The sequence below is a fragment of the Photobacterium piscicola genome (assembly GCF_900166965.1).
Classification (GTDB): domain Bacteria; phylum Pseudomonadota; class Gammaproteobacteria; order Enterobacterales; family Vibrionaceae; genus Photobacterium; species Photobacterium piscicola.
Genome location: NZ_FUZI01000002.1, coordinates 30967 through 47437 on the forward strand (window position 1 = coordinate 30967; position 16471 = coordinate 47437).

Here is a 16471-nt window from a genome sequence, read left to right on the forward strand (position 1 = left end):
TTTAATATTTAGTCAATTACATTTCATACACATAATATATTGATTACTAAATATAGATAAACAAGGATGTTTGTATGACTACCAGTATTCAAAAGGTACCATCTCAAAAAAGTAACTGGCTTGATAATATAGAAAATGTAGGAAATAAAATTCCTGATATCACAATGCTCTTCTTTTGTGCGACCCTATTTTGTATTGCACTCTCTATGGTTCTATCGTGGTTCACTTTTGATTACATTCACCCTTTAACGAAAGAACCTATTCAAGTTATCAATTTACTCACACCAAATGAATTAATGGCTTTGTTTACATCAATGACCAAAAATTTCATTAATTTCCCTCCATTAGGGATTGTGATTGTTGCAACGCTCGGCATTGGTATCGCGGAAGGATCGGGTTACATATCAACAGCGTTAAAGAAGTTGTTATCTATTGTTCCTCTTTCAATTGTTACGCCTTCTGTTATTTTTATTGGTATTTTATCGCATGTTGCTTCTGATTCTGCGTATGTGATTTTAATGCCCGTTTCTGCTTATATTTTTTATAAGACAGGCAAACATCCTTTAGCAGGTATTGCGGCAGGATTTGCAGGCCTTGCGGGAGGATTTACAGCATCTTACACACCATCAATTATTGACCCTATTCTCGCTGGATTCACAGAAACAGGGGCTCAAGTTCTAGATCCTGAATATACGGTTAATGTTCTTTGTAATTTCTTCTATTCCTTTAGTTCAACATTTGCAGTCATCGGAAGCTGCTGGTATATCACTGACAAAATCGTTGAACCTCGGTTACATAAATCTATCCCTATTGATGTTGAACAAATTAATGATACCAATGAACAACCAACCGTTAATGAGCTAAAAGCATTCCGTATTGCAAATTATGCCTTACTTGGTTTAGTTATTTGCCTAATTGCCTTAATGGTACCCGATAACTCATTGTTTAGAGCACCGGATGGATCTCTAACAAGTCCACAAGCACCTGCTATGCAGACAATCGTACCTATGCTACTTATCTTTTTCGCATTACCTGGATTAGTTTACGGCTTTATCAGCAAAAAGTTCACATCAACCAAAGACGTAACCAAATCAATGGAGAGTATTACAGCATCACTGATTTCATTTATTGTTTTTGCCTTTTTCTGTGCTCAATTTTTATATTGTTTTAGTACATCAAATATTGGCAGTCTTATTGCCTTATCAGGTGCAGAGGCATTAAAAGCGATTAACATGCCAGGAAAGATCACTATTTTAGGTGTGATCATACTCACCGCCGGCTTAAATTTAATCATTACATCAGCATCCTCTAAATGGGCAATTCTCGCTCCCGTATTAGTGCCAATGCTAATGGCTGTCGGCTTATCGCCTGAATTAACTCAGGCTGCATTTCGTATTTCAGATAGTGCTATCAACGTAAGCACACCGATGTATGCTTTTTATCCTCTTATTATTTCTTACATGCAGCGTTACTGTTCACAATCAGGCATAGGTACTCTGGTATCAATGATGGTGCCCTATTCCATTGGTCTATTAATTACATTAACGGCAATGTTATATCTTTTCTGGGGATTAGATATCCCACTAGGTTTCAACAGTGGTTACACCTATGGAAACTAATAACAAAGGATTTATAATGAATATTGAACAAATTTTATGTGACCGCTTTCAGCGTTATGTTGCAATAAGTAGCCAATCTGATGCTAATAACCAGGAACTGCCTTCATCTTCAGGACAGTATCAACTTGCACAGTTACTTCATGACGAACTAAAGAATTTGGGCTATAACAATATAACGTTACACCCTAACAGTATTTTAATTGCCCATTTGCCAGGAAATAAACCCAATGCAAAGACATTGGGCTTTATTGCTCATTTAGACACTGTTGATGTTGGTTTAAGTCCAAATATTACTTCCCAATTACTCACTTATAATGGGAAACCTCTTTGTTTAAATGCTGATCAACAAATTTATATCAGCGAACAAACCCACCCAGAATTAGCTAAATACCATCATCAAGATATTTTCTTCTCTGATGGTACAAGTGTATTGGGCGCTGATGATAAAGCGGCTATTGCAGTATTAATGACTTTAGCTGAACAATTAATAACAACAAAGACACCCCATGGTGATATTTATCTAGCCTTTGTTCCAGATGAAGAAATTGGTTTACGTGGTGCAAAAGCATTAGATTTAAAAGACTTCCCAGTTGAGCATTGCTACACAATTGATTGTTGCGAACGTGGTGAGGTTATTTATGAAACCTTTAATGCAGGCAGCGCACAACTATCAATTACAGGTATAACTGCACATCCAATGAGTGCAAAAAATGTATTGGTTAACCCTAACTTAATTGCTGCTGATTTTATATCAATGCTTAATGATATGGGTAAACCAGAACAAACTGCGGAACGCGAAGGGTATTTTTGGGTAACAGATATTAATGGTAACCAAAATACTGCATCTGTATCTGTGGCTATACGTGATTTCGATCAAGAACATTATAATGCTCGAAAATCCTATCTAACAACACTCACTGCATTTTTACGACATAAACACCCCAAAGCGGATATTAATATTACATTAACCGATATTTATAATAATATTTCACAAGCGATGGGCAGTGATACTGAAGCTTTAACTCGATTATACCAAGCGCTCGAAAATACGAATATACCAGCAAAAACTATTGCTATGCGAGGCGGAACAGATGGCTCTGCACTTTCTGTAAAAGGATTATTTACCCCTAACTTTTTTACTGGCGCACATAACTTCCACAGCGCGTTTGAATTCTTACCTATCCCCTCTTTTGTTGATAGTTATCGAGTAGCAAAAACATTAGTAGATATGGCTTAATCACTCAAAGCGGTATAAGTTTCTTATATCGCTTTTCCACTTACACTAATCAGTTGTATTACATTTGTCTTCAAACCATCTTATTTCCACAGTAAAACTGCCATATTTTTGTCATCAAACCCTGTTGTAATTACGGAAAATTACTTGCATAACAAGGGTTAAACGTGACTACATTAATTAAATCTCTTACCACTATCGTTATTTCAGCAGCGCTCGTATCGCCAGTACAGGCAACCGAAATTAAGAATATTATTCTAATGATTGGTGACGGTATGGGTCCTCAACAGGTAGGTTTATTAGAAAGCTATGCCGACCTTGCTCCGCATTCTATTTATAACGGTCAGAAGACAGCTTTGTATAAATTAGCTCAGCAAGGTGTTATCGGCGCGTCACTCACCCACCCTAATGATGCCATTGTTGTCGATTCTGCATGTTCAGCCACAATGTTAGCAACGGGAGTTATGACAGGATCAGAGGTTATCGGTATCGATGCTGATGGTAATAGTGTTGAGACAGTATTAGAAAAAGCAAAGCGTATGGGTAAAGCGACAGGATTAGTTTCAGACACCCGTATCACTCACGCAACCCCAGCTGCTTTTGCTGCCCACCAGCCCCATCGTTCACTGGAAAATGAAATCGCTTCAGACTTATTATCTGCAAACGTTGATGTGATGCTATCGGGTGGATTACGTAATTGGTTACCACAATCAGTAGACGCTGCAGGTGCAATATCAAAACAGTTACCTTCGCTATCGGCTACTGATCTTTCTCTAAAGTCAAAACGTAAAGATGACCGTAATTTACTCTTAGAGGCTCAGCAACAAGGCTACGCTTTAGCTTTTAACAAAGAGATGTTACTACAATCAAAAACAGAGAAATTATTAGGTTTATTTGCAAGTTCAGGAATGAATGACGGTATTCAAAACAGTGCGACAGTAAATGATCCTCAACGTACGCAACCGACATTAAAAGAAATGACAGATAAGGCGCTAGATATTCTATCAAAAGACAAAGATGGCTTTTTCTTAATGGTTGAAGGTGGTCAAATTGATTGGGCTGGACACAGTAATGATGCAGGTACTATGCTGCATGAAATGATTAAATTTGATCAAGCGGTTGAATCTGTTTATCAATGGGCACAAGGCCGTGATGACACCTTAATTATTGTTACCGCAGATCATGAAACAGGCTCATTTGGCTTTAGTTACTCTGGTTACCAATTACCAAAGCCACAAAAACGCAGTGGTGAAGCATTTAAACAACAAGATTATGCTCCTAACTTTAATTTTGGTGCATTTACCGTACTCGATGATCTTTATAAACAAAAAATGAGTTATGCCAATATGTTAGCAACATTAAATACACTCAACAAAGATCAACAAACACCGCAAAACTTAGCTTCGATTATTAATAACAATAGCGAGTTTCCAATAACAGAAGCTCAAGCTAAAGCAATATTGACTGATAAAATCAACCCTTATCACAAAGATGATCACAGTTATTTATCCGCAACAGATATTCCTGCCATTCACGATTTTGATGCTTTCTACCCTTATAACGATCGCGCTAATCTGATTGCTCGTGCTCAAGCAACCCAACAAAATATTGTCTGGGGAACAGGTACTCACACCCATACTCCCGTTAATGTCTTTGCATGGGGACCTGCCGCTACCATTTTACCTGTGTCTAAAATCATGCATCACTCACAATTAGGTGAGTTCATTAAAAACCAAGTTAAGTAACTTATCTTATTTAACCCCCTCAATGACTTTGATTATACTCATTGTCATTGAGGGCTTATTGGCAATATAACCGGTATTCGTTCAATAAATAGAATCACTAATCTAACGTTTTCTTAAACCTAATTGACGCAATAATTAACCCAATAATCGTAAATATGACTAACCATAACGTATCTCGCCACAGATCAACCAAATCAGCCCCTCGCAACACAATACCGCGAATAATACGAATAAAGTGTGTCGTTGGTAATACCTCCGCAATCCATTGAGCAACAACAGGCATACCTTCATACGGAAACATAAATCCTGACAGCAAAATAGACGGCAATAATATAAATATTGTCATTTGCATGGCTTGTAACTGCGTTGTTGCCTTTGTTGATATCACTAAGCCGAGCGTTAAACTTGCCAGAATAAATAACACGGTTCCTAGAAAAATTTGTACTAACGAGCCATTGATTGGTACATCAAAAATGACATACCCTAATCCTAAAATAATGATTGATTGAATAATACCGATAAAAATATACGGTGTTATCTTAGCGAGCATTAATTCTAATGGTTGAATTGGCGTGGTAATCAATAACTCTAAATTGCCTTGCTCACGCTCTCTTACAATCGTTACAGAAGTAAATAGAATCATTGTCATGGTTAATATAATTCCAAGTAATCCAGGAATAATATTAATTGCAGACCGACGCTCAGGATTAAAATATAACGTTACTTCAAAATTATTTGGCTGTACTTTTCGTTGTGGAATAACTTCTGTTAATGGCATTTTTTGTAATTGCATAATGGTAGAACTAATCAATGCATCCGATCCATCAACAAGCCATTGCCCAATCACTTGCTGCTGGCCTATTCGACGTTGAAAATCAGACGGAAGCACTAATACCGCTTTTACTGTGCCATCCATAATCGCTTGTTGGCCTTGTTGCGGTGTCGCGTAACTTGCGATCACATCAACGACCTGCGTAGCTTTAATCGATTCCACCAACATCCGGCCAGTCGCTGAGTGGCTTTGATCGACTATCGCAGTAGGAACATTTCTAACATTAGTATTGATGGCATAACCAAATAATAACAATTGAATGAGCGGGATCATCACGATCATACCAAAGGTGATACGATCCCGACTTAGCTGCCGTAACTCTTTACTAACAATTGCATTGATCCGTAACAGACTCCACCATAAGCGAGTGATCATTGTCGTCTCTCCCCTGTGCAGGTTACAAAAACATCCTCAAGGCTTGGTCGACTGATAGTCATAACAGCTTGTGCTAATGTCGGTATTTGTAGTTGTAGCCAAGCGATGGGATCGTTAATATCTTTTGACACTAATACCCGTAATCGAATCCCTAATTGTGCAGCTGATCTCACCTGAGGAAGTTGTATCATTTGCGCTTTAAGTTGCCGTAATTGCTGCGCTTCTATCTCAACAACAGTTACCGCCATCGCATCCATTAGCGCGTAAGGTGATCCATTAGCACGTACCACACCAGCATCCATAATAGCTAAACCATGGCAACGTTCAGCTTCATCCATATAATGGGTTGTGACTAAAATGGTGGTACCTTGATCAGAAAGATCAAATAGTTGCTCCCAAAATTCACGGCGATTTTCAGGATCAACCGCCGAGGTAGGTTCATCTAGCAGTAGTAAATCTGGCTGGTGGATTGTTGCGGCGGCTAAAGAAAGTCGTTGTCGTTGACCACCACTTAACTCTCCTGCTCGGCGTTTTGCCCGTTGATCAAGCCCATATGTCATTAACTGTTGTTGAATTCGTCGCTTACGCTCCACTTTAGGTATACCAAAAATCTGCCCCATAAATTCAAGATTTTCTTGAACAGTTAAATCTTGGTATAGCGAAAATTTTTGTGTCATATAGCCAATGCGTAAACGTAATTGTTCTGCTTGACGTGGAATATCTAGCCCCAGTACATTTACAGAGCCTGTCGTTGGTGTTAATAGCCCAGTTAACATTCTTAATGTAGTAGATTTACCGCAGCCATTAGGGCCTAAAAAACCATAAATAGTCCCTTTGGGTACCGTTAGATTAAGTTTATCAACGGCAACAAAATCACCAAAATTACGGCTTAGATTGGTTGCAACAATAGCCTGTTCACTCATGAGGCATCTCCACTTGCACTGGAACGCCCGCAGGTAATTCACGACCACTATCAGGAAAAACAACCTCAGCCAAATACACTAATCGCGCTTTATCGCTGCCATTTAAGGTGTAATAAGGCGTAAAAGAAGGGATTGTCGCTACCCAACGTACAATGCCTTGATAAGAGCTCTTAATGCCATCAACATGAATGGTTAATTTTTTTCCCGCAGTTATATTGACTCGATAAGGCTCTGGAACATAAATACGTGCATAAGGGACAGTTTCGGTAGTGATAATTGCAACCGTCGCATCTTTAGCGACACGATCACCCACATGATAAGGTAAATGTTCTAAAATCCCATTACGGGTTGCGACAATAGTATAATCTTGAAGAATTTGTTGCTGAAGCTCGACTTCTGCCGCCGCCATCACCAATACCGCTTGTGCCTGTTTTATATCTTCAATACGCTCGCCATGCAGCAATTTATCTAATTCATTAATCGCTGCTTGTAATTCAGCGTGCGCAATATCCCGTTGCGTCTGTGCACTATCTCGTTCCGCCGTAGACACCATTTTCTTTAAAAATAGCCGCTTAATACGTAAATTATCAGTATTTTTATCTCTAAAATTAGCTTGGTATTGTTCTACTTGTGCTTGAGCTGCTGCAATATCTTCTGGGCGAGAGCCATTTGTTAAACGCTGTAAGTAAGCCAGTGCTTGCTGTTGTTGTGCTTGCGCTTTAGTGAGCCTCGTTTGCTGTTGTTGAGATTGTAATGTAACGACAACCTCTCCTTTTTTAACAACATGACCCTCCATAACAGGTTGTGTTGTAATAATTTCATTTGCTGTTGCCGTCAGTGCAACTTGATCACGCTCAGTAGAACCTAAAGCCAATGCATCTCGATGATCATTACAGCCAGAAATAACGAGCAAAAATGGAATAAAAATACAGTAGCTCGATAATAAACCTTTCATGGTCCACTCCATTGAAGTCAAATAATGTCCATTAAAATTACGTTATAGTGATTCTTTTAGCGGTAATAACAATCCACCTGTAATAACTTTTAAATTATGCTCAAGTAAATTTACGAAAAAAGCTTCATTTGTCTCAACACCTTGAATATTCAATATCGAAGGGGGTGCGATAAAAGGAAAAACCATTAAACTAATAAAAGAAATTTTGCATAGATGCGGATCTAAATCAGAGCGAATAATATTTTGTTGCGCTAACTGTTCAAAAATTCGATGTTGTAATGGCTGTGTTATTTCAGTAAATATTTTTTCCATCGATTGACGTTGACTGTTTGTATTGGGTAAATACATTAATTGAAAAATCAGTCGTGGAAAGCTGGGGTTAACCGTCATTACGCGATAATACGTTCGCATCAACTCACATAAACTGTTGGTATTTTTTTCGACCAATAATTGCTGTATCAATACTTGAATAGGTGCAAGAGTTTCCCGTACCATCGTTTCAAACAGTCCCTCTTTAGAATTAAAATAATAACGAATCATCGCTACATTTATTCCTGATTTTTGAGCGATCATACGTGTTGATACTTTGTCGTAAGTCATCACTGAAAATAATTCACGTGCATTATTAATTAATAACTGGCGAGTATTAAGATCAATAATTGGACGTCCACTACGTCGCTTATCTATTACACTGCTCATCCACACCTCGATAATTAATCATTTGTTTAATTATACGATCTATATTGTTCGCTTTATAAACAAATAATTACTCAAAGAGGTACAAATTGATTAATAATTAATTTTAAGAGTACCTAACAGCCATGATCTCGCTATTTTAACGATAAACACACACCAGTTTAATTCATAAAAATAAACCATAAAGCCGTTATCATTCACTATACTGAATGCTTATTACCATTTTTGATAATAAACATACCATTTTTGCCTATATACCCATGTGGGCTATAGGCTCTAAAATGCTGCTCTTTTTCTTTTTGAACACCGCATTGCTTGCTGTTTTATAACACATTTTGCGGACTTAACCTGAGGGCCTTTAATGGGCGATATCGCAAAATCTGTTGCAAAGTTAAGCGTTTTCTCGATAATCATGATTACGATAACCTCGGTCGATAGTATCCGTAATTTACCGGGAGCAGCACTCTTAGGCAGCCATGCTATTTCTTTTTTCGTCCTTGCTGGTTTATGCTTTTTTGTACCAACAGCATTAGTTTGTGCCGAAATGAGTACCACTTACCCGAAACAAGGCGGCGTTTACCTTTGGGGTAAAGAGACATTGGGACATAACTTTGGTTTTGTCACTGTGTGGTATCAATATGCTGAAAATATTGTTTATTATCCACCACTGATCTCATTTATCGTTGCGACAGGTACCTACCCATTTTTTCCACACCTAGCAGAAAATAATATTTTTATGTTAGTGATGATTAACGTTATCTTTTGGACGCTGACCTTAGTCAATATTTTTGGTCTACGTCTGTCATCACTAATTACGAATGTCTTTGGTATGATTGGTCTGATTTTTCCGATCTTACTTATCATTGCATTAGGCGGATATTGGACATATACCAACCCAGAAGCATCGCACATTTCATTACGCCATGTTTCAGATTGGCTACCTGACTTTTCACAAAGTGGTATTGGCGCGAGTTTTACTGCTGTTGTTTTATCCCTAACAGGCATTGAAATTACGACCGCTTATGCCAATGAAGTGAAAAACCCACAAAAAGCCTATCCTAAAGCATTACTCATTTCGACAGTGATGATTTTATTATCACTTACGGCTTGTTCACTATCCATTGCTGCTGTTGTTTCTCATAATAATTCAAGTTTAAGTGAAGGCATCATTCTCGCATTTAAAACCTTCTTTGAAGACATGAATTTACCATTCTTATTGCCTGTGATTGCACTTGCGATAGTATTTGGTAGCCTTGCCAGTTTAAATAATTGGATTATTGCACCAACAAAGAGTTTGCACGTAGCAGCAAAAGACAAGTTTATGCCAATACGGTTATCAAAAGAAAACCGTAATAAAGCCCCCGTTCCACTATTACTGTTACAAGGGGCTATCGTTAGCTTATTGTCATTAGTCTTTGTATTAGTACCTAACGTCAACCAAGGCATGTGGTTATTGAACATTCTTATGACGCAACTTTACATGGTAATGTACATTTGTATCTTTATCAGTTTCTTAGCATCACGTCGTAAGCATCAACATATTGATCGTCCATTCCGCGTTCCTGGTGGCAAAATCGGTATGGTTATAGCGTCAACGCTTGGATTAATCAGCTGTTTCATTACTATTTTTGTTTCTTTTGATGTACCAGCAAGCATTGATAAAAATACCGCAGCTATTGCCTTAATTTCTGGCTTTATTATCTTTAGCCTACCCGCTATCGCCGCCATTATGTACCGTAAAAAACAATTACAATACACTTAAATAGCAGCGTTATATCAAGCTTAGAAAAAAGCCGCAGCATTAAAAATGCTGCGGCTTTTCTTTAATTATCAAATTATACAGACATAATATTAATGATCGTTTTATCCGTATTCTTCATGCCTTCCGTCACCATACGCCCGATATTACGAATAGTCGTCTCAACATCATTAGCAACAATACCTTGTCCATGTGCCTCATGGTTATCAATTGCCATTAATGAACTTAAAGCTGCAGAGCTGGTTGAACTTTTTACTTTCATTGCACACGTCGACTTTGCGCCATCACAAAACATACCCACGGTATCACTCAGTGTATTTTGAATAGCAAAACAAATCTTTTCAAATGAACCACCTTGAAGGTAAGTCATCGCCATTGAAGCCGCTGAACTAGTGACAGCACAACCACAAAATGGCGATAATGGTGGATAGAAAGATTTCATATAAATCGCACCTAAGTGACTCATAATCAGTGCACGAGCAAGCTGTTCATCTGTTGATTTACAATGCTCAGCAAAAACAATTACCGGCATAGAAGCACAAATACCTTGATTACCACTGCCATAATTACTCATAGCTGGTAATGTCGCTCCTCCCATTCTAGCATCAGAGGCAGCAGCGGAACGCATAACGGCACGATGTGCTAAATCATCACTTAATACACCACTATCGATGTTCTTTTGATAAGTACGCCCAACCTGTAGACCGTATTTATTTTTTAAACCTTCATCAGATAAAGCAACCGTTAATTCACGTGCTTTTAGAATAAACTCAATATCTGCAAAATTAGCTTCAGTGGCAAACTTATAAATACCAGCAATAGAAATATCAATGTCATCACACACAGATGCCGTTGATTTTTGTTGTTGCTCACAGTCATTTAGAATTGTTGTATCATATACAACCTCGCCATTTAACGTTTTCTTAATAACTTGAGTGTGTCCACCACTAATTTCAACCGTTGCAATATTATGCCCAGCTTTTGCTTCTGCATAACAATAGATAAACTCTTCAACCTCTTTACGACCTACGTGTACTTTGCCAGCATCAATCAATTGCTGAGCTTTTTCTACATCATTTGACGTAATATTAACTAAAACTTCAAGGCCACCATCAGGGTTACCGCCGATAGCACCTACAGCAGAAGCAATGGACAAACCAATTTTACCCGTACCAGGTACAAACACACCCATTGAGTTCTTAAATAAGTTGTCTGAAACCTTTACCGTTAATTCTTCAACATCTTGCCCCAGTAATTGTGCAACCACTGCTGACGCATATGCTGCAGAAATAGGTTCAGTACAGCCAAATGCCGGCTTAACTACAGTATTAATGATTTTTGTATATTGCTTCCACTGTGCATTCATATTGGTGACCCTTAGTACTTCTAATTATTTTAGCTATTATTGTTGATATATTATTTACGGTATGCGATTGCCTCTATCTCTACCAATGCCCCCATTGGTAAATCTTTCACCGCGAAACAACTACGTGCAGGACATTCAGTTTTAAAGAACTGAGCATAAACTTCATTAAACGCGGCAAAGTCACTAATATTAGCTAAGTAACAGGTTGTTTTAACAACCGTATCCATATCACCACCACCAGCCTCAATAACTGAACGTAAGTTAACTAGAGACTGATATGATTGTTCCGCAACACCACCATCAACAATGCCACCTTTCTCTTTACATACAGGTAACTGACCTGAAGTAAAGATTAAATCACCAAATGCATTACCGTGAGAATAAGGACCAATTGCATCAGGAGCTGTTTTTGACGTAATTACTTTTGACATGTGTTTTATCTCTCATTACTTAAAATTCAAATTTATTTTAACAATCGAAATATGGAGCATGCAATTTTTTTTGCAAATTTAACTGGAATCATAAATTTCATATTTGAATATAAAATTACAACCTCTTATTAAATATAAGTTTAATTAGCCAAATGTTGCTATTAAACTAATTAAAGTTACAACACATGGCATCTCAACTTGTTTCATTAGTTTGCAAAACTAAAAATAATCAAATATATTTGCATTGGAAAAATAATATAAAAGTCGCACAGATTATTTTTTTGCAATTATTTTTGACTTATGACAATTATTAAAAGTAGGCCAGTAATGAAGAAACAATTAATACAAGCAGGGCTAAAAGCGATCTTCCCTCTCTGTGTGGGAGCCTTTCCTTTTTCCTTCATTGTTGGGGCTATCAGCATTAACGCTGGTATGTCAGTACTACAAAGTACTCTATGGTCATTGACTGTTTTTGCTGGATCGGCACAAATGGTTGCACTTGGTTTAATCCAATCATCAACAGAAATTATTGTTATTTTCATTACTACTTTTGTGATTAATTTACGTCATATCCTTTATAGCGCGTCACTATCTGAATACGTCAAAGAATACAGCATGCCAACACGAATACTGATGTCATACGGATTAACAGATGAGGTTTATGCCGCGACGATTGGCGAGATGAAACAAGAAAAACCAGGGCGACAATGGTTTTATCTAGCGGCAATGTTTGGTTTTTGGGTCAACTGGGTTATTGCTGATTTCTGTGGTGCCATGATTGGATCATCATTCCCCCACATTGCAGATTACGGCTTAGATTTTGCGATGGTTGCAGCATTTATCGCAATTGTAATACCACAAGTTAAAAGTCGAGAATGTATTGTGGCGGCCGTGGTAGCAACAATAACAGGGATCTTACTCTCAGGTTTACCTTATTCATTAGGTCTTGTTATTGCGGCAATTATTGGTGTTTATGCTGGCTACAAAATGGATATTTCAACAGAAAGGACGGATCACAAAATAAAAGCAGAAACAAAGAAAATACTGTTAAAAGAATTAGAAGAAGAGCAACAACGCCCTCTTTTATCAACGACTACCGTTAACCAAAAATAAGGACCATAACCATGCATACTCATCCACATTTTGCTTTAAACAATGATTATGTTCTTTATTTAACACTTGCAATGATTGCTGCAACTTTTATCATTCGTTTTGCAGTCATTGGTATGGCGGGACGTTTTACAATGTCTGAACGTTTTAAGAAAACATTACGTTTCGTTCCGGTTACTGTTTTACCCGCGATTATTGCTGTTGAAATTTTAGGAAAAGGTTCAAATTTTGCTTTCAATCTAGAAAACCCAAAAGTATTAGCTGCGATTGTTTGTACCATTATCAGTCTACGTTTTGGTCTTATTTGGGTAGTTATTGGTGGTCTAGTTTCATTAATTTTATTCCAAACATACCTTGATCCTATTGTACAATTTCTTCATCACCTCACATGTTGTTAATTTATAAAAATACCCCCTGATTAAACCGAGCATCATTTGCTCGGTTTTTTATTTTAATGTATCAATAATTATCGGTATTTTTTTAATGATGCAAATATTGCTGCGGTAATAATAAATAAAATACCGAACAATGTTGTCACTGTTGGCTTTTCAGCAAATAAAACCCATACAAACATAATGGCATAAACAGGCTCTAAAGTGATGATCATTGAAACTGTTTTTGCTTTTAACCCTTGTAATGAAAAAACCAATAATGTTTGTGCAATTGCCGTCGAAAACACTCCTAAAATAACCATCAAGAACATATCGATAGGCTGTAATGTGAACATTCCTGTCATACCAAAAGGTAATGATAATAAAAGACAGCCAAGACACTGAGCAAATGCTGATTGTAATGGATGAATTTTAAGGCTGATACTTCGATTAAAGATAATAAATAAGGCATTCGTAATCGCCGCTAAAATACCCCACACTAAACCAAGATTATTTATATCAAACGAGAAATGAGGAGTAATAATAATTAAACCAATTGCAATAAGAATACATATCAATATATCAATTGGACCAATCTTTTTCCCCATAAACACAGATTCAATTAATATGATAAATAAAGGGAAACAGGCAAACCCTAACGTTCCAACTGCTACGCCCCCTTTTTTTACACCCATAAAAAAACAAAACCAATGTATTGCGAGTAACGAACCATTTAAGATAAGTTTAAAAATGGCACTTTTTGTTGCAGTTGGAAAAAAAGATTGATGATCTAATTTCAATAAAATAATAAGAGTTAGTACTGCTAACAAACTGCGACCAAAAACAATGGTCATAACACTGACATTAAGTTGCTCACCAATCACTGCTGATAGCCCAAAAAGAATCGCGGTGATTTGTATAGATAAGTAATATTTCATAAGTTTAATCTTAAAATAGGGCAATGATTTTTGTATTTAACAAATGCGAAGTAAAAAATAGTCACGTTTGGCTAATTTATCTCTTACTCATTATCAACAATTGGCATCGGTAATACTGCCGTACTACTGTCCATTGGACGCAGATAGTTTTGCCATAATGTCAGTGTTCGTTGTTGAGTTATTGCTAATTGACAAGATAACGCCATCACTCCACGAATGGTTCCCTGTTGCCACTGTGTGTATACAGCATTACATTCTGTCTTGCGATATAGTAACCATTGTTTTTGTGCAATATTAATAGCATCAACCAATGCTTTATCTGCACTGTTTTGATGAATACTTTGTGCTAAATAAACTTGTAACTGCTGTTCAGCAAGAGCTAATTTATCTTCAGCGCATTGATTAATTTCAAGTGTCGAATACGCCTCATCACAATTAAGTGTTGCGGTTTGTGTTGATGCCATCACTGAACCAGAGATCACTAGCACACATATTGCCCATAATATTTTCATGTTGTCTTCTCTCTATTTTTCTAATTTTTATTTGTCTATTTTTAAGCTATCTCTTTATATTAATAAGGCTGATAACACTAAATCATGACACATTTGCAAAATTAATAAATTATTTAACTGAAATGTGGATTTTATATTTCCACATGCGAGTTATAATGATGGAGGAAGTGGCCTCATAGGCGATTCACCCTATTTGGCGGACTTATTTATCGATTCTCATCATAAATTCGCCTATTTTATTGCTAGGAGTTTTAATGAGTATCGCAATCCTTATTTTTTTGGTTATTCTAAATGGCTGGTTTGCCATGTCAGAAATAGCCCTTGTTACTTCACGTAAAAATCGTCTACAAGTACTTGCAGACGAAGGTAATACTGCAGCAATTACAGCATTAAAATTAGCCAATAAACCAACCACTTTTCTATCAACCATTCAAATTGGCATTACCATTATTGGTATTCTAAACGGTGTTATCGGTGAAGCAGCGCTTGCTGGACCTATTTCGTCATGGCTAACCTCTTTTGGTGTTCAAGCCCATACAGCATCAGTTTCCGCAACTATCATTGCTGTTATTATCATCACTTATTTCTCTATTGTTATTGGTGAACTAATACCGAAGCGTTATGCTCAAGTCAATGCAGAGCCATTAGCACTACGTGTTGCACGTCCCATTGCTTTTTTATCCAGCTTATCGCGTCCCTTTATTATCTTATTGGCGGGATCTACTGAGTTATTTTTACGTATATTTAGTAAAAGCACCACCAACAGTACTCATTTAACAGAAGAAGATATCAAAGCCATTATAACTGAAGGCTCTCAAACCGGTATTATTCACCAGCAAGAACATACTATGGTGCGTAATGTGTTCCATTTTGATGATCGTAAAATTTCATCAATGATGACACCTAGAAACGCGATTAGTTACCTTGATCTTGACCATACCGTAGAAAGTTATCAGCAAAAATTACTGGCGAGTCCTTTCTCATGTTTACCCGTTTGCAGCCACACAATCGACGATATTAAAGGCACGATCACAGCTAAACAATTACTACAATTTGAACTCGACAACAGTAAAGACACACCTAAAAATATTATTGATTATGTTACTCAACCACTCTTTATACCTGAAACATGGACAGGTACAGACCTGCTAGATATGTTCCAAGATTCTGGTGCTGAAATTGCATTTGTCGTCGATGAATACGGCGATATTCAAGGAATAGTCACACCACGAGATATACTTGAAGCACTGACAGGCAAATTTAACTCGCAAGATCCTACTGACGTGTGGTCGAAAAAAATAGCTGATAATAATTGGCATCTCGATGGATTAATTCCAATCACAGTTGTAAAAGACTTATTAGATTTAAAAAAATTACCCGATGAAGATCAAAATGGCTATCAAACATTAAATGGCATGTTAATGTGGATTAAAGGTGGATTACCTAAAAATGGTGACATCATTAATTGGCAACGATGGCGTTTTGAAATCCTTGTCATTGAACACAACCGCATTGAAAAAGTGAATGTATCTCTACGTCCATCAACAAAACAACCTCACAAATAAAAGCTATCAATGAGTATCTGCTTGCACAGCAGATACTCAG

General features: G+C 37.2%; 15 protein-coding genes. 7 read left to right on the forward strand and 8 right to left on the reverse strand.

The genetic code is table 11. From position 1 onward, the window contains the following. Positions 1-74 precede the first annotated feature (74 nt). From CZ809_RS06410 to CZ809_RS06420, 3 genes are all read left to right on the forward strand, one after another. A complete protein-coding gene (locus CZ809_RS06410; protein WP_080156606.1) occupies positions 75-1619 on the forward strand; it encodes an AbgT family transporter in 1545 nt (514 codons plus the stop codon). 16 nt (positions 1620-1635) lie between these two features. Beyond that, positions 1636-2856: a peptidase T gene (gene pepT / locus CZ809_RS06415; RefSeq protein ID WP_080156607.1), complete on the forward strand. Its 1221-nt coding sequence runs from the start codon at positions 1636-1638 to the stop codon at positions 2854-2856. A 164-nt stretch (positions 2857-3020) separates the two neighbouring features. Further along, positions 3021-4598 (forward strand): alkaline phosphatase, encoded by a 1578-nt coding sequence (locus tag CZ809_RS06420; protein ID WP_144396169.1) that lies wholly within the window; start codon positions 3021-3023, stop codon positions 4596-4598. Between the two features lie 97 nt (positions 4599-4695). Here the strand turns inward: CZ809_RS06420 and CZ809_RS06425 are convergent, their stop codons facing one another. The 4 genes from CZ809_RS06425 to CZ809_RS06440 are packed head-to-tail and all read right to left on the reverse strand — an operon-like array spanning position 4696 to position 8382. Beyond that, positions 4696-5805 carry an ABC transporter permease gene (locus CZ809_RS06425; protein ID WP_080156608.1) on the reverse strand — a complete coding sequence of 370 codons (1110 nt, stop codon included), beginning with the start codon at positions 5803-5805 and terminating at the stop codon, positions 4696-4698. After that, the gene (locus tag CZ809_RS06430; protein ID WP_080156609.1) at positions 5802-6728 is read right to left on the reverse strand and encodes an ABC transporter ATP-binding protein; all 927 of its coding nucleotides are present in this window, start codon (positions 6726-6728) and stop codon (positions 5802-5804) included. Before CZ809_RS06430 ends, CZ809_RS06425 begins: the two co-directional genes overlap by 4 nt. After that, positions 6721-7683, reverse strand: a complete 963-nt coding sequence (locus CZ809_RS06435) for an HlyD family secretion protein (RefSeq protein WP_080156610.1) — start codon at positions 7681-7683, stop codon at positions 6721-6723. The genes CZ809_RS06430 and CZ809_RS06435 overlap by 8 nt, the downstream gene beginning before the upstream one ends. A 42-nt stretch (positions 7684-7725) precedes the next feature. Then, positions 7726-8382: a TetR/AcrR family transcriptional regulator gene (locus CZ809_RS06440; RefSeq protein WP_080156611.1), complete on the reverse strand. Its 657-nt coding sequence runs from the start codon at positions 8380-8382 to the stop codon at positions 7726-7728. 358 nt (positions 8383-8740) lie between these two features. Between CZ809_RS06440 and CZ809_RS06445 the strand changes: the two genes are divergently transcribed. Then, complete coding sequence (locus CZ809_RS06445; protein WP_080156612.1) at positions 8741-10141, forward strand: APC family permease; 1401 nt, start codon at positions 8741-8743, stop codon at positions 10139-10141. Between the two features lie 73 nt (positions 10142-10214). On the opposite strand, the gene CZ809_RS06450 is transcribed toward CZ809_RS06445, so the two are convergent. Further along, the gene (locus CZ809_RS06450) at positions 10215-11504 is read right to left on the reverse strand and encodes an L-cysteine desulfidase family protein (protein ID WP_080156613.1); all 1290 of its coding nucleotides are present in this window, start codon (positions 11502-11504) and stop codon (positions 10215-10217) included. Between the two features lie 50 nt (positions 11505-11554). Then, on the reverse strand, positions 11555-11935 hold the full coding sequence (locus CZ809_RS06455) for a Rid family detoxifying hydrolase (protein WP_080156614.1): 381 nt from the start codon (positions 11933-11935) through the stop codon (positions 11555-11557). A 327-nt stretch (positions 11936-12262) separates the two neighbouring features. Between CZ809_RS06455 and CZ809_RS06460 the strand changes: the two genes are divergently transcribed. Then, on the forward strand, positions 12263-13048 hold the full coding sequence (locus tag CZ809_RS06460; protein WP_080156615.1) for an AzlC family ABC transporter permease: 786 nt from the start codon (positions 12263-12265) through the stop codon (positions 13046-13048). An 11-nt stretch (positions 13049-13059) separates the two neighbouring features. Beyond that, positions 13060-13443: an AzlD domain-containing protein gene (locus CZ809_RS06465; RefSeq protein WP_080156616.1), complete on the forward strand. Its 384-nt coding sequence runs from the start codon at positions 13060-13062 to the stop codon at positions 13441-13443. 68 nt (positions 13444-13511) lie between these two features. On the opposite strand, the gene CZ809_RS06470 is transcribed toward CZ809_RS06465, so the two are convergent. Together CZ809_RS06470 and CZ809_RS06475 are read right to left on the reverse strand one after the other, a co-directional pair. Then, positions 13512-14354 (reverse strand): DMT family transporter, encoded by an 843-nt coding sequence (locus tag CZ809_RS06470; protein WP_080156617.1) that lies wholly within the window; start codon positions 14352-14354, stop codon positions 13512-13514. A gap of 83 nt (positions 14355-14437) precedes the next feature. Beyond that, positions 14438-14866 carry a lysozyme inhibitor LprI family protein gene (locus tag CZ809_RS06475; RefSeq protein WP_080156618.1) on the reverse strand — a complete coding sequence of 143 codons (429 nt, stop codon included), beginning with the start codon at positions 14864-14866 and terminating at the stop codon, positions 14438-14440. Positions 14867-15120: 254 nt separating this feature from the next. On the opposite strand from CZ809_RS06475, the gene CZ809_RS06480 reads away from it, so the two are divergent. Continuing rightward, entirely contained in the window at positions 15121-16431 is a 1311-nt protein-coding gene (locus CZ809_RS06480) for a hemolysin family protein (RefSeq protein ID WP_080156619.1), read from the forward strand. The last annotated feature ends 40 nt before the right edge of the window (positions 16432-16471 follow it).